The organism is Streptomyces sp. NPDC029169 (genome assembly GCF_055563935.1).
Genome location: NZ_JBVHXA010000025.1, coordinates 1 through 13,938 on the forward strand (window position 1 = coordinate 1; position 13,938 = coordinate 13,938).

Below are 13,938 nucleotides of genomic sequence, written 5' to 3' on the forward strand. Positions count from 1 at the left end.
CACCCGCACCAGCCACTTCGCACGACTTCGCCCCGCCGACCAAACGATCGACGGGGCGAAGAAGGCATAAGGCCCCGGATAAACCAACAGCATCCCTCTTCCGAGGAGCGGGGCCCGCTTCGTGTGTCAGACGGGGCGTCAGCCGCGGATGAGGTTCCGGAGCACGTACTGCATGATGCCGCCGTTGCGGTAGTAGTCCGCCTCGCCGGGGGTGTCGATGCGGACGACCGCGTCGAACTCGACGCCGGTGTCGGTGGTGACCTTGACCGTGCGCGGGGTGCGGCCCTCGTTCAGCTCGGTCACGCCGGTGAAGGAGAAGGTCTCCTCACCGGTCAGGCCGAGGGACTCGGCCGAGGCGCCCTCCGGGAACTGGAGCGGCAGGACGCCCATGCCGATGAGGTTCGAGCGGTGGATGCGCTCGTACGACTCGGCGATGACGGCCTTGACGCCGAGGAGGGCCGTGCCCTTGGCGGCCCAGTCGCGGGACGAGCCGGAGCCGTACTCCTTGCCCGCCAGGATCGCGAGCGGGATGCCCTGCTCGATGTAGTTGCGGGAGGCGTCGTAGATGAACGACACCGGCGCGTCGGCCTGGGTGAAGTCGCGGGTGTAGCCGCCCTCGGTGCCCGGCGCGATCTGGTTGCGCAGGCGGATGTTGGCGAACGTGCCGCGGATCATGACCTCGTGGTTGCCTCGGCGCGAGCCGTAGGAGTTGAAGTCACGACGCTCCACACCGTGCTCGGTGAGGTACTGGCCGGCCGGGGTGTCGGCCTTGATGGCTCCGGCCGGGGAGATGTGGTCGGTGGTGACCGAATCGCTCAGCTTGGCCAGGACGCGGGCGCCGGTGATGTCGGTGACCGCGGCCGGGTCCATGGTCATGCCCTCGAAGTACGGGGGCTTGCGGACGTAGGTGGACTGCGGGTCCCACTCGAAGGTGTTGCCGGTCGGGATCGGCAGCGCCTGCCACTGGGCGTCGCCCGCGAAGACGTCCTGGTAGGACTTGTTGAACATGTCCTCGCCGATGGCGTTGGCGACGACGTCGTTCACCTCGGCCTCGGACGGCCAGATGTCCTTGAGGTAGACCGGGTTGCCCTCGGTGTCGATGCCGAGCGCGTCCTTGGTGATGTCCACCTTCATGGAGCCCGCGAGGGCGTACGCGACGACCAGCGGCGGGGAGGCCAGGTAGTTCATCTTGACGTCGGGGTTGATACGGCCCTCGAAGTTCCGGTTGCCGGAGAGGACCGAGGTGACCGCGAGGTCGTGCTCGTTGACGGCCTTGGAGACCTCCTCCGGCAGCGGGCCGGAGTTGCCGATGCAGGTGGTGCAGCCGTAGCCGACGAGGTTGAAGCCGACCTTGTCGAGGTACGGGGTCAGGCCCGCCTTGTCGAAGTAGTCGGTGACGACCTTCGAGCCCGGGGCGAGGGTGGTCTTGACCCACGGCTTGCGGGTCAGGCCCTTCTCGACGGCCTTCTTCGCGACGAGCGCGGCGGCGACCATCACGTACGGGTTCGAGGTGTTGGTGCAGGAGGTGATCGCGGCGACGGTGACGGCGCCGTGGTCGATCGTGTAGGTCGTGCCGTCGGCGGCGGTGACCTGGACCGGGTTCGACGGGACGCCGTTGCTGACGGCCGGGGCGTCGGAGGCCGGGAAGGACTCCTCGCCCGCCTCGTCGGCGGTGTCGACGTAGTTACGGACGTCCTGCGAGAACTGGTAGGCGGCGTCGGCGAGGACGATGCGGTCCTGCGGGCGCTTCGGGCCGGCGATGGAGGGGACGACCGTGGAGAGGTCGAGCTCCAGCTTCTCGGAGAAGTCGGGCTCGGCGGACGGGTCCAGCCAGAGGCCCTGCTCCTTGGCGTACGCCTCGACGAGCGCGACCTGCTGCTGGGAGCGGCCGGTGAGCTTGAGGTAGTTCAGGGTCTCGTCGTCGATCGGGAAGATCGCGGCGGTGGAGCCGAACTCGGGCGACATGTTGCCGATGGTGGCGCGGTTGGCGAGGGAGGTGGCGGACACGCCCTCACCGTAGAACTCGACGAACTTGCCGACGACGCCGTGCTTGCGCAGCATCTCGGTGATCGTGAGGACGAGGTCGGTGGCGGTGGTGCCGGTGGGCAGCTCGCCGGTGAGCTTGAAGCCGACGACGCGGGGGATGAGCATGGAGACCGGCTGGCCGAGCATGGCGGCCTCGGCCTCGATGCCGCCGACGCCCCAGCCGAGCACACCGAGGCCGTTGACCATGGTGGTGTGGGAGTCGGTGCCGACGAGGGTGTCGGGGTACGCCTGGCCGTTGCGGACCATGACGGTACGAGCCAGGTGCTCGATGTTCACCTGGTGGACGATGCCGGTGCCGGGCGGGACGACCTTGAACTCGTCGAAGGCGGTCTGGCCCCAGCGCAGGAACTGGTAGCGCTCCTTGTTGCGGCCGTACTCCAGCTCGACGTTCTGGCCGAAGGCTTCCGGCGTGCCGAACTTGTCGGCGATGACGGAGTGGTCGATGACCAGCTCGGCGGGGGCCAGCGGGTTGATCTTCGCCGGGTCGCCGCCGAGCTCCTTGACGGCCTCACGCATGGTGGCGAGGTCGACGACGCAGGGCACACCGGTGAAGTCCTGCATGATGACGCGGGCCGGGGTGAACTGGATCTCCTGGCTCGGCTGAGCCTGCGAGTCCCAGTTGCCCAGGGCGCGGATGTGGTCGGCGGTGATGTTCGCGCCGTCCTCGGTGCGGAGGAGGTTCTCCAGAAGGACCTTCAGGCTGTAGGGAAGGCGCGCGGAGCCCTCGACCTTGTCCAGCTTGAAGATCTCGTACGACTCGTCGCCCACGCGCAGCGTGCTGCGGGCGTCGAAGCTGTTCGCCGACACGACAGTCTCCTTCATCAATGTGCGCGTATTACCGCCATGCTGCCGCCACGACTCCGTCGCCGATCCGCTAAGGTAAGGCTTAGTTAGGTAACCCTTACCGGGTGGGCGGCCGCGGTGCGCCGTAAGCAGTTATCTCGATGTCGAGATAACTCTAATGCATCCCCGCCGCTCGGTCATGCTCGGCATGCCCGCGATCGCCGTCATCCGGTCACGGGTGTGCCCGGGTCGCGTCGGTCGTGTGGGCTCGCGGGGGCTCGCGTGCTGCGGAATGTGCGGCGGTAGGTGTCCGGGGGGACGCCGATCGTGCGGTTGAAGTGGCGGCGGAGGGTCGTGGCCGTGCCCATGCCCGTGGCCGTCGCGATGGCGTCGACGCTGTCGCCGGTCGCCTCCAGGAGTTCCTGGGCGTGGCGGATCCGCTGGGTCAGCAGCCACTGGAGCGGGGTCGTGCCGGTCACCGCGCGGAAGTGGCGGGTCAGGTGGCGCGCGCTCATGTTCGCCCGGCGGGCCAGGTCCTCCACGGTGAGCGGCTGGTCGAGCCGTTCGAGCACCCAGGGGAAGAGGGCGGTGAGCGGGTGTTCGTCCTGGGCCGGAACGGGGGCGGTGATGAATTGGGCCTGTCCGCCTGACCGGTGCGGGGGCACGACCAGACGGCGGGCGATGGTGTTGGCGACCGCCGAGCCGTGGTCGAGGCGGACCAGATGCAGGCACAGGTCCATCGCGGCGGCCTTGCCCGCGGAGGTCAGTACGGTGCCGTTGTCGACGTAGAGCACGTCCGGGTCGACCTCCACCCGGGGATGCCGGGCGGCCAGGACGTCGGTGTGCGCCCAGTGCGTGGTGGCGCGCCGGCCGTCGAGCAGCCCGGCGGCGGCCAGCACGAACGCTCCCGTGCACAGGGAGGCCACCCGCGCGCCCGCCTCATGGGCCGCGCGCACCGCGTCGACCAGCTCGGCGGGCGGGTCCACGTCGACATCGGCCCAGCCGGGGACGATCACCGTGTCGGCGTACGGAAGCCGGTCGAGCCCGGCGTCCGGCTCAAGTCGGAACCTGCCGAACCGCACCGGGCCGGGACCGCAGACGGCGAGGCTGTACAGCGGGTCGCCGAACACCTCGTACGCCACGGAGAGTTCGAAGTGCAGCATCCCGTCGGTGACGGCCAGCGCGACAGTACTCATGTCCGGAATTGTACGGGGCATGTCGTTCCGGACACTCACTCCGGCCGGTCCGCCGCTGCCAGACTCTCCGTATCCGAACGGGTCGAGGACAGTCGAGGACGAAGGACGATGGGGGAACTCATGGGAACGGGCCAGGCGGTTGTGGTGTTCGGTGCTTACGGGCACACCGGGCGCTTCGTGGTGGCGGAGCTGCTGGAGCGGGGGTTCGTGCCGGTGCTGTCCGGACGCGACGCGGAGAAGCTGCGGGAGTTCGCCGCGTCCCGGCCGGGGCTCGAGACCCGGCGGGCCTCGGTCGACGACCCGGCCTCGCTCGACGGCGCGCTGGCCGGCGCCGCCGCCGTCATCAACTGCGCCGGACCCTTCGCCGCGACCGCCGCCCCGGTGATCGAGGCGGCCCTGCGCGCCGGGATCCCGTACGTCGACGTGGCGGCCGAGATCGAGGCCACCGCCGACACGTTCGCGCGGTTCGCGGAGCCCGCCCGTGCCGCGGGCACCGCGGTCGTCCCCGCGATGGCCTTCTTCGGCGGCCTCGGCGACCTGCTGGTCACCGCGGCGATGGGCGACTGGACGGCGGCCGACGAGGTGCACGTCGCGTACGGGCTGAGCAGCTGGCACCCGACGGCCGGGACCCGTACGGCGGGCGCGGTCTCCCGGCAGCGCAGGGACGGCCGGCACGTCCGCTTCACCGGCGGGCGGCTCGAGTACGGCGACCACGCCATGCCGACCCTGAAGTGGTCCTTCCCCGAGCCGCTGGGGATCAGGTCCGTGATCGGCGACTTCACGATGGCCGACGTCGTCACCGTCCCCAGCCACCTGGCCGTTCCTGAGGTGCGTACCTACATGGCGGCCGAGGCGGCACGGGACCTGGCCGCCCCGGACACACCGGCGCCGGCCGCGGTCGACGAGCGCGGGCGGTCCGCGCAGACCTTCCTCGTGGACGTCGTCGTCCGCTCCGGCGGCGTGGAGCGGCGCGCCGTGGCGAGCGGCCAGGACATTTACGCCGTCAGCGCGCCGCTCGCGGTGGAGGCGGTCGACCGCGTGCTCACGGGCCGGACGAGGACGGTCGGCGTCGCCTCGGCCGGCGCGATGTTCGACGCGCCGGACTTCCTCCGCGCCCTGTCTGCACACCTTTCGTTCGAATTGTCGTAGAAGGCGGACGTAGTCACCCCGTACGGGCGCGGAGCGATTGCCGGGGGCGCCGGGCGGGCGGAGGATCGGAGTATGTTCAGCGGCGCGCATGTGATTCTCTACACCCCGGACGCGGACGCCGACCGGGCTTTCCTCAGGGATGTCCTGCAGTTCGACCACGTCGACGCGGGCGAGGGCTGGCTCATCTTCGAGCTGCCGCCGGCCGAGGTCGCGGTGCACCCGACGGCGGGTGAGCCGAAGCACGAGTTCTATCTGATGTGCGACGACATCACCCGTACGCTCACCACGCTCGAAGACCGCGGGGCCGAGATCTCACGGCCCATCAGCGACCAGGGCTGGGGGCTGCTCGCCGCCGTACGGATGCCGAGCGGGTCCGAACTGCCCCTGTATGAACCACGTCACCCCACTGCGCACAGTTCGTCACCCTGACGACCCACCCCCTCGCGGGCCCCATCTCATATCTGAGATAACGTGACGCCCATGGCAGACGACTACCTCGTACGCATCGGCAAGCTCATCCGTGACGCCCGCCAGCACCGTGGCTGGACGCAGACGCAGCTCGCCGAGGCCCTGGCCACAAGCCAGAGCGCCGTGAACCGGATCGAACGTGGCAACCAGAACATCAGCCTTGAGATGATCGCACGCATCGGCGAAGCACTCGACAGCGAGATCGTGTCCCTGGGTTACGCCGGCCCCATGCATCTGCGGGTCGTCGGCCGCCGCCGGCTCTCGGGGGCCATCGACGTCAAGACGAGCAAGAACGCGTGTGTCGCGCTGCTCTGCGCCTCGCTCCTCAACAAAGGGCGCACGGTTCTGCGCCGCGTCGCCCGCATCGAGGAGGTCTTCCGGCTCCTGGAGGTCCTCAACTCCATCGGGGTGCGCACCCGTTGGATCAACGACGGCGTCGACCTGGAGATCGTGCCGCCGGCCGAGCTGGACATGGACTCGATCGACGCCGAGGCGGCGATCCGTACCCGCTCGATCATCATGTTCCTCGGCCCGCTGCTGCACCGGCTCGACCACTTCAAGCTGCCGTACGCGGGCGGTTGCGACCTCGGTACGCGCACGATCGAGCCGCACATGATCGCGCTGCGCCGCTTCGGCCTCGACATCACCGCCACCGAGGGCCTCTACCACGCCCAGGTCGAGCCGTCCGTCGTCCCGGACCGCCCGATCGTGCTGACCGAGCGCGGCGACACCGTGACGGAGAACGCGCTGCTCGCCGCGGCCCGCCACGACGGCGTGACCGTCATCCGCAACGCCTCCTCCAACTACATGGTCCAGGACCTCTGCTTCTTCCTGGAGGCCCTCGGCGTACGGGTGGAGGGCATCGGCACGACGACGCTGACCGTCCACGGTGTCCCGCAGATCGACGTGGACGTGGACTACTCCCCCTCCGAGGACCCGGTCGAGGCGATGAGCCTGCTGGCCGCGGCCGTGGTCACCGAGTCGGAGCTGACGATCCGCCGGGTCCCGATCGAGTTCATGGAGATCGAGCTCGCGGTCCTGGAGGAGATGGGCCTCGACCACGACCGCTCGCCGGAGTACGCGGCGGACAACGGCCGTACGCGCCTGGTCGACCTGACGGTCCGGCCCTCCAAACTGGAGGCCCCGATCGACAAGATCCACCCGATGCCGTTCCCGGGCCTGAACATCGACAACGTGCCGTTCTTCGCGGCCATCGCGGCGACGGCCCAGGGCAAGACCCTCATCCACGACTGGGTCTACGACAACCGGGCGATCTACCTCACCGACCTCAACCGCCTCGGCGGCCGCCTCCAGCTCCTCGACCCCCACCGCGTCCTGGTCGAGGGCCCGACCCGCTGGCGCGCGGCCGAGATGATGTGCCCCCCGGCCCTGCGCCCGGCGGTGGTGGTCCTGCTCGCGATGATGGCGGCCGAGGGCACGTCGGTGCTGCGGAACGTGTACGTCATCAACCGGGGGTACGAGGACCTGGCGGAGCGCCTGAATTCGGTGGGGGCGCAGATCGAGATCTTCCGGGACATCTGAGACCACGCCTGGACGCTGCCGCTGCACCCCCGATGACCTGTGTGTATCCGAGCCAGGAGGAGAGCGACGACACCTCTGGGAGTTCTCCGGCACCGGAAAGCGGGAGCACTGGCGCCGTCGGTTTGCCTGTGCTCCCCATACTCGCGCGAAACTCGCGCGAACCGGCTGCCGGTTCGGTGAGCACGCTTACAGTTCTCCGCTCCGATCCGGGTCTAGCGTTCAGATCATGGTGCTGCGGATTGTGCTCGGTGCGCTGTCGACGGCGATGGCAGCAGGCCAGCTCGCCTCGTTCGGGCAGATGTCGGGGATTCTGGCCGCATACGGGCTGGTCACCGGCGTCGCCGCGACCGCACTGGCCGTGGCACTGATCGCGGGCGAGCTGGTGTGCGGGGTCTGGTTCCTGGCTCGCCCGCGTTCGAAGGCGCTCGCCCCGGTGTGGGTGTTCGCGGCCGTCTCAGTGGCGTGGTCGCTGCTGGCCGTGCAGGCGTACGCACGCGGGCTGACGGTCGCCAACTGCGGCTGCTTCGGCAGCTACCTCACCCAGCGGCTGAGCTGGTTCGTCCTTGTCCAGGACGCCTTGATGCTGTTCTACGCGGCGCTGTTGCTGCGCGGTACGCGCAGGTATCGCGGTGCCTGTGCACCTGGCGGGTCCCGCAGGGTCCGGGAGGAGGCTGACCTCTGATGCCGGCAATCCTGAGATCCGGCCTGGGAGGAGTGGCGGCGGCCTTGGGCGCCGGGCTGCTCATGGTGGCGTGCTGCGCCGGCCCGCTGCTCGTCGCGGGAGGGGCGATCAGCGGTGTCGGAGCGGCGCTGCGCAACCCGTGGCTGATCGCCGTGGGCGCCGTGGTGGTCCTCGTGTCCGTCGTCCACACGCTGCGGTGCCGGGTCCGGCGACGCCATGGCACCCGGCCGCAGGACTGCTGCCCGACCGTGTCCTCTCGCACTGTCCAGGCTGGGCGCAAGAGCCCGGTCGCCCCCCGCGAGTGAAGGAGCCCGGGATGCCTCCTTGTTCGACTCGCGACGAAGTCCGTCGTAGTACGGATGACCAGCAGGGCGAGGATCATCGCCCTTCCGGGCACCACGGAGCCCGTCGCCGTCACCTTCCGTCGACCGCGGCGGCAGGGGAGTCCGTCTGGTAGATGTCGGGGATGCCGTCGGCGTTGTCGTCGCGCTCCTCCGCTTCGTACAAGCGCTTGTAGACGCGGTTGCGGCGGCGCAGGAGGACGCCTGCGAGCGCGGCGGCGATCAGTGAGCCGACGAGGACGGCGGCCTTGATGTGCTCGGCTTCGGCCGGGTCGGGGAAGGCGAGTTCGCCGATGAGGAGGGCGACGGTGAAGCCGATTCCGGCCAGGGTCGCGAGCCCGAACACGTCGGCCCAGGCGAGGTCGGGGTTGAGCACCGCACGTGTGAAGCGCGCGGCGAGGTACGTACCGAGGAAGATGCCGAGGATCTTGCCGACGACGAGGCCGATGACGACGCCGAGGGGCTCGGGGTCGGTGAACACTCGGGTCAGCGCGCCCCCGGAGACGGTGACTCCGGCGGCGAAGAGGGCGAACAGCGGGACGGCCACGCCCGCCGAGACGGGGTGGACGAGGTGCGAGACGCGTGCTCCCGGAGATGCCGTCTCGCCCTTGTCGCGGGTGGTGCGGAGGATGAGGCCCATGGCGACGCCGGCCACGGTGGCGTGGACACCGGAGTTGTACATCAGCGCCCAGATGGCGACGCCGAGTGGCACGTACCACCACCAGCCGCGCACCCGGAAGCGCTGGAGAGCGTAGAAGAGGACCAGGCCGGCGAACGCCCCGCCCAGAGCCCAGAAGTCGAGGTCCGAGGTGAAGAAGACGGCGATGATCAGGATGGCGCCGAGGTCGTCCACGACGGCCAAGGTGAGCAAGAACGCCCTGAGCGCGGCGGGAAGATGGGTGCTGATCACCGCCAGGACCGCGAGCGCGAAGGCGATGTCGGTGGCCATGGGGACGGCCCAGCCGTCCGGGCTTCCGCCCGCCGACGCGGCGGTGAGCGTGTAGAGCGCTGCGGGCACGGCCATGCCGCACAGGGCCGCGATCACGGGAAGGGCGGCCGTGGCAGGGGTGCGCAGTTCGCCGACGACGAGCTCGCGCTTCAGCTCGATGCCCGCCACCAGGAAGAAGATCGCGAGGAGGCCGTCGGCCGTCCAGTGCCCGACCGACAGGTCCAGGCCCAGGGCGGGTATGCCGAAGTGGAACTCCCGTACGGACTCGTACGCCTCGCTCCAGGGGCTGTTCGCCCATACCAGCGCGACGACGGCAGCGGCGAGCAGGACCACTCCGCCGACGGTCTCCGTGCGCAGGGCTTCGGCGACGGCCTGGCGTTCGGGCCAGGGCAGCAGTCCGAAGACCACCTTGCGGGGGCGTGCCTGAGTCATGGGAAGGGCCTCCGGGGCATGTCGACAGGTGGGCGCACAGGCCCCTCGGACGCCGACCAGACTTCCCGGCACACCAGCATCGTTTCCTTGATGCGTTCTTGACACCCTATCGGGTGGCCGGGGGTCTCACCAGGCGTCTCTCACCTGCGAAAACGAGTGAGAGGGGCCGTCCCCACCAAGGCGCGAGGTGGGGACGGGCCCTCTCAGGAGCCGGGCCGCCGGGGGGCGGTCAGACGGTGGTCTTCACCGGCTCCTGGTCGGGGTCGGCCTCGTCGTCGGTGTCGAGACCGGCGTCGCGCTTCTTCACGAACGCCAGGAAGGAGTTCAACTCCCGCTTGACGACCGGGGCGAGGAGGTACAGGCCGATGATGTTGATGACCGCGAGCATGAAGAGCACCGCGTCGGCCATGTCGATCAGGGTCTGGAGCGTCAGCAGCGAACCGGCCACCGCGAAGACGGTGTAGAGGACCTTGAAGGTGAGCTCGCTGGCCTTGGAGCGGCCGAAGAGGTGGGTCCACGCCTTGAGGCAGTAGTAACCCCAGGTCAGCACGGTGGAGATCGCGAACAGCATCACCGCGAGGGTGAGGATGTACGGGAACCAGGGGAGGACGGTGCCGAAGGCGTCGGAGGTGATCGTGACGCCGCCGATGGACTCGCCGCCCTCACGGAGCTCGACATAGCTGGCCGGGTTGGCGATGACGATGGTCAGGGCGGTCATGGTGCAGATGACGACCGTGTCGATGAACGGCTCGAGCAGGGCGACCAGGCCCTCGCTCGCGGGGTGCTTGGTCTTCACGGCCGAGTGCGCGATCGGGGCGGAGCCGAGACCGGCCTCGTTGGAGAACGCGGCCCGCTTGAAGCCGATGATCAGCGCGCCGAGGACACCACCGGCGACGCCCTCGGGGTTGAACGCGCCCTCGATGATCGAGGAGACGGCGGTCGGGACGGCGGTGACGTTGACGGCGATGACGACGAGGCAGGCGGCGATGTAGATGCCGGCCATCGCGGGCACGAGCTTGCTGGTCACCGAGGCGATGGAGCGGATGCCGCCGAGGAGCACGATGCCGACGAGGGCGGCGATGAGGATGCCGAAGAAGAGTGCGCCGGCGGAGGAGCCCAGGGCGCCGTTCTCGCCGCCGGTGACGGAGACGAGCTGGGCGTAGGACTGGTTGACCTGGAAGAGGTTGCCGCCGAAGAGGCCGAAGAACAGGACCATGAAGGAGGCGAGGACCGCGAGGACCTTGCCGAGGGTCTTGCCGTTCTTGCCGAAGCGGTCGGCCAGGCCCTTGGGCAGGTAGTGCATCGGGCCGCCGGAGACGGTGCCGTCGGCGTGCACCTCGCGGTACTTCACGCCGAGGGTGACCTCGACGAACTTGGTGGCCATGCCGAGCAGGCCGCACAGGATCATCCAGAAGGTCGCGCCCGGGCCGCCGATGGAGACGGCGACGGCCACACCGGCGATGTTGCCGAGACCGACCGTGCCGGAGACGGCGGCGGTCAGCGCCTGGAAGTGGTTGACCTCACCGGCCGACCCCTTCTCGTCGTACTTGCCGCGCACCACGTCGACCGCCAGGCGGAACTTGCGCAGCTGCACGAAGCCGAACCAGCCGGTGAAGACGAGGCCGGCCACGACGAGCCAGGCCACGATCAGGGGCAGCTGCGTGCCCGCGACGGGCACGGAGTAGAAGACGACCTCGCCCAGCCATTTGGCTATGGGCTCGAAGAAGCCGCTGACGGCTTCGTCGACGGACTGGGTGAAGGAATCGAGTGACACGGTGGGGACCTCAGTACGCAGGACCGGCGCGCGGGAGGCTGCGCCAGTGGGGAGTGCGGTCTGTGAGCGAACGCCGTTGTCCGGTCGGCGACCCGAGGCATCGACGTCCGCGGACTCGGAGCGTGATCACCTGGGTCGTGCTACCGGTACGTGCCGGCGGCTCCACGAGGTGGTGAGGGGTGGTGCCACCTGCGAAGTTGCGCATTCCTACCACGACTCACCCAAGGCGTCGTGTGACGCATGCCACATGACGGAAGGTGATCTTCCAAAACCCCAGCAAGCGTGACTCGACCGTTATCCGGACACGTGCATCCGTTCACAGGACATTTATTTCTGCAGGTCAGCAATGTGCAGGGTTACACACCTGTCCCCTGGCTTCCCCGATCCCGGTCAGGGAAGCTCGGTGAACGTCTCCACGGCCTGGGTCTTGCCCGTGACCACGAGGATGTCGCCCTTCTCCACGACCGTGTCGGCGGTCGCGTAGGTGAAGTCCTCCCCGGGCCGCTTGATGCCGACGACCGTCACGCCGTACTGGCTGCGGACCCGGGAGCGCCCCAGCGGCTGTCCGGTGACGACGGCCGGGGCAACGGTCTTCACGAGGGCGTAGTCGTCGTCGAACTGGATGAAGTCGAGCATCCGGCCGGTGACGAGATGGGCGACGCGCTCACCCATCTCGTGCTCGGGCAGGACGACATGGTGGACGCCGAGGCGTTCGAGGATCTTGCCGTGCTGGCGGCTGATCGCCTTCGCCCAGATGTTGGGGACGCCGGCTTCGAGGAGGTTGGAGCTGACCAGGATGCTGGCCTCGACGTGGGTGCCGATGCCGACGACGGCGCTGGTGAACTCGTGGACGCCGAGCTGGCCCAGAACATCGGGGTCGGTGGAGTCGGCGACGACGGCGTGGGTGAGCAGATCGCTGTACTTCTGGACCAGCCGCGCGTCGGTATCGATGCCCAGCACGTCCCAGCCCCGGTGCATCAGCTCGTTGGCGAGGGAGAATCCGAAGCGGCCGAGCCCGATGACGGCGACGCGCTGGTCCGTGGCCGCCCGGTACTGCTCGGCCAGCCGCTGGCGCCGGCGCTTGCGCAGGTTGTGCAGATAGTTAGCCAATGACAGGTCGCTCCTCGGGCAGTTCGTAGCGTCGTACGCGCTCGCGCAGGGCGAGCGCGGAGACGAGAGTGATGGGGCCGATGCGGCCGACGAACATCAGGCCGATGAGGATGAGCTGCCCGATCGCCGGGAGGTCGGCCGTGATACCGGTGGACAGGCCGACGGTCGCGAAAGCGGAGACCACCTCGAAGAGGGCGGCGTCCAGCGGCGCCCTGCTCACCGACAGCACGGCCAGGGTGGCGGCCATGACCAGGCCCACGCCGAGGAGAGCCACGGTGAGCGCCTGGCGCAGCACGTGCGGGGCCAGCCGGCGGCCGAGGACGACCGAGTTCGGCTCGCCGCGTACCTCGGCCAGGATCGCGGCCGCCAGGACGGCGAAGGTGGTGACCTTGATGCCGCCGGCCGTTCCCGCGCTGCCGCCGCCGATGAACATCAGGACGCAGGTCATCAGGAGCGTGGAGGAATGGAGTGCGCCGATGTCGAGGGAGTTGAAGCCGGCGGTGCGGCTCATCGACGAGTAGAAGAAGCTGTTCAGGAGCTTGCCCCAGACGTCATGCGCCCCGAGCGTGGCGGGGTTGGTCCACTCCAGCAGGCCCGTGAGCACCGTCCCGACCAGCAGCAGCACCACGGACGTGATGACCGTGAGCTTGGTGTGCAGGGTCCAGTTCCTGCGGCCCGTCGTACGCGCCCGGTTGCGGTGGCGCAGCAGTTCCAGCAGGACCGGGAACCCGATGCCGCCGAGGATCACGGCGAGCGCGATCGGCAGGGTGACCCACGGGTCCTGGGCGTAGCGGGTGAGACTGTCGGCGTGCAGTCCGAACCCGGCGTTGTTGAAGGCGGACACGGCGTGGAAGTACCCCAGGTACGCGGATTCGCCGACGCCGTGGTCGTACCCGAAGCGGAACCGCAGCGCGAGGACGGCGCCGACGGCGAGCTCCACGGCGAGGGTCGTGCCGGCCACGCCGAGGAGGACCTTGCGCACGTCTCCGATGCCGAGGCTCTTGGTCTCCGCCTGCGCCGTCACCTGCATGCGCAGCCGCAGCCGGCCCGAGACGAGGAGGGCGAGCAGCGAGGCCATGGTCATGATGCCGAAGCCGCCGACCTGGATCAGCGCGAGGATGACGCCCTCGCCGAAGCCGCTCCAGTACGTGCTGGTGTCGACGACGGCCAGCCCGGTGACGCACACGGCCGACGTCGACGTGAACAGAGCGGTCAGCAGATCGGTGGCGCCACCGTCCTCGGCCGCGAGCGGCAGCATCAGCAGCACCGTGCCGACCACGACCACGCCGGCGAACCCGAGGACGACGGTGCGGGCGGGATGGGCCGTGAAGATCGCTCGCGCACGCTGCGGCGCGGTAACTACCACCGGCGCTGTCCCTTTCCCACGGGTTGATGCTGATGTGACGTCAAGAGCGCATCAGTGACCGGCGCAACAGTACCTCTCCCCCCATAGGGATCAGGGTCTG

Annotated in this window: 11 protein-coding genes; 5 read left to right on the top strand and 6 right to left on the bottom strand. The window is 69.3% G+C overall.

The window, feature by feature from the left end; all coding sequences use genetic code 11:
* Nucleotides 1–138: 138 nt before the first annotated feature.
* Together acnA and ACZ4VI_RS32925 are read right to left on the bottom strand one after the other, a co-directional pair.
* Nucleotides 139–2,853: an aconitate hydratase AcnA gene (gene acnA / locus ACZ4VI_RS32920; protein WP_468005305.1), complete on the bottom strand. Its 2,715-nt coding sequence runs from the start codon at nucleotides 2,851–2,853 to the stop codon at nucleotides 139–141.
* Nucleotides 2,854–3,053: 200 nt separating this feature from the next.
* Nucleotides 3,054–4,025 (bottom strand): helix-turn-helix domain-containing protein, encoded by a 972-nt coding sequence (locus tag ACZ4VI_RS32925; protein WP_468005307.1) that lies wholly within the window; start codon nucleotides 4,023–4,025, stop codon nucleotides 3,054–3,056.
* A gap of 120 nt (nucleotides 4,026–4,145) precedes the next feature.
* Between ACZ4VI_RS32925 and ACZ4VI_RS32930 the strand changes: the two genes are divergently transcribed.
* The 5 genes from ACZ4VI_RS32930 to ACZ4VI_RS32950 all read left to right on the top strand — a co-directional run bounded on the left by ACZ4VI_RS32930 (nucleotide 4,146) and on the right by ACZ4VI_RS32950 (nucleotide 8,171).
* Nucleotides 4,146–5,174 carry a saccharopine dehydrogenase family protein gene (locus ACZ4VI_RS32930; RefSeq protein ID WP_468005398.1) on the top strand — a complete coding sequence of 343 codons (1,029 nt, stop codon included), beginning with the start codon at nucleotides 4,146–4,148 and terminating at the stop codon, nucleotides 5,172–5,174.
* A gap of 72 nt (nucleotides 5,175–5,246) precedes the next feature.
* Nucleotides 5,247–5,603, top strand: coding sequence for a VOC family protein (locus ACZ4VI_RS32935; protein WP_468005308.1), 357 nt, complete (start codon nucleotides 5,247–5,249; stop codon nucleotides 5,601–5,603).
* A gap of 51 nt (nucleotides 5,604–5,654) precedes the next feature.
* A complete protein-coding gene (locus ACZ4VI_RS32940) occupies nucleotides 5,655–7,184 on the top strand; it encodes a helix-turn-helix domain-containing protein (RefSeq protein ID WP_468005310.1) in 1,530 nt (509 codons plus the stop codon).
* Nucleotides 7,185–7,410: 226 nt separating this feature from the next.
* Nucleotides 7,411–7,866, top strand: a complete 456-nt coding sequence (locus tag ACZ4VI_RS32945) for a MauE/DoxX family redox-associated membrane protein (protein ID WP_468005312.1) — start codon at nucleotides 7,411–7,413, stop codon at nucleotides 7,864–7,866.
* The gene (locus ACZ4VI_RS32950) at nucleotides 7,866–8,171 is read left to right on the top strand and encodes a mercury transporter (RefSeq protein WP_468005314.1); all 306 of its coding nucleotides are present in this window, start codon (nucleotides 7,866–7,868) and stop codon (nucleotides 8,169–8,171) included. Before ACZ4VI_RS32945 ends, ACZ4VI_RS32950 begins: the two co-directional genes overlap by 1 nt.
* A 109-nt stretch (nucleotides 8,172–8,280) precedes the next feature.
* Here ACZ4VI_RS32950 and nhaA read toward each other — a convergent pair whose 3' ends face one another.
* The 4 genes from nhaA to ACZ4VI_RS32970 form a co-directional block, all read right to left on the bottom strand.
* Nucleotides 8,281–9,588 (bottom strand): Na+/H+ antiporter NhaA, encoded by a 1,308-nt coding sequence (gene nhaA / locus ACZ4VI_RS32955; RefSeq protein ID WP_468005315.1) that lies wholly within the window; start codon nucleotides 9,586–9,588, stop codon nucleotides 8,281–8,283.
* Between the two features lie 229 nt (nucleotides 9,589–9,817).
* The gene (locus tag ACZ4VI_RS32960) at nucleotides 9,818–11,362 is read right to left on the bottom strand and encodes an alanine/glycine:cation symporter family protein (RefSeq protein ID WP_468005317.1); all 1,545 of its coding nucleotides are present in this window, start codon (nucleotides 11,360–11,362) and stop codon (nucleotides 9,818–9,820) included.
* Nucleotides 11,363–11,752: 390 nt separating this feature from the next.
* The gene (locus tag ACZ4VI_RS32965) at nucleotides 11,753–12,472 is read right to left on the bottom strand and encodes a potassium channel family protein (RefSeq protein WP_468005319.1); all 720 of its coding nucleotides are present in this window, start codon (nucleotides 12,470–12,472) and stop codon (nucleotides 11,753–11,755) included.
* Entirely contained in the window at nucleotides 12,465–13,838 is a 1,374-nt protein-coding gene (locus ACZ4VI_RS32970; protein WP_468005321.1) for a TrkH family potassium uptake protein, read from the bottom strand. Before ACZ4VI_RS32970 ends, ACZ4VI_RS32965 begins: the two co-directional genes overlap by 8 nt.
* Nucleotides 13,839–13,938: the final 100 nt, after the last annotated feature.

Bases quoted from the DNA above. Each gene is read 5' to 3' on its own strand.
- ACZ4VI_RS32925 (WP_468005307.1), bottom strand. From the start codon at position 4,025: ATGAGTACTGTCGCGCTGGCCGTCACCGACGGGATGCTGCACTTCGAA.
- ACZ4VI_RS32930 (WP_468005398.1), top strand. From the start codon at position 4,146: ATGGGAACGGGCCAGGCGGTTGTGGTGTTCGGTGCTTACGGGCACACC.
- ACZ4VI_RS32935 (WP_468005308.1), top strand. From the start codon at position 5,247: ATGTTCAGCGGCGCGCATGTGATTCTCTACACCCCGGACGCGGACGCC.
- ACZ4VI_RS32940 (WP_468005310.1), top strand. From the start codon at position 5,655: ATGGCAGACGACTACCTCGTACGCATCGGCAAGCTCATCCGTGACGCC.
- ACZ4VI_RS32945 (WP_468005312.1), top strand. From the start codon at position 7,411: ATGGTGCTGCGGATTGTGCTCGGTGCGCTGTCGACGGCGATGGCAGCA.
- ACZ4VI_RS32950 (WP_468005314.1), top strand. From the start codon at position 7,866: ATGCCGGCAATCCTGAGATCCGGCCTGGGAGGAGTGGCGGCGGCCTTG.
- nhaA (WP_468005315.1), bottom strand. From the start codon at position 9,588: ATGACTCAGGCACGCCCCCGCAAGGTGGTCTTCGGACTGCTGCCCTGG.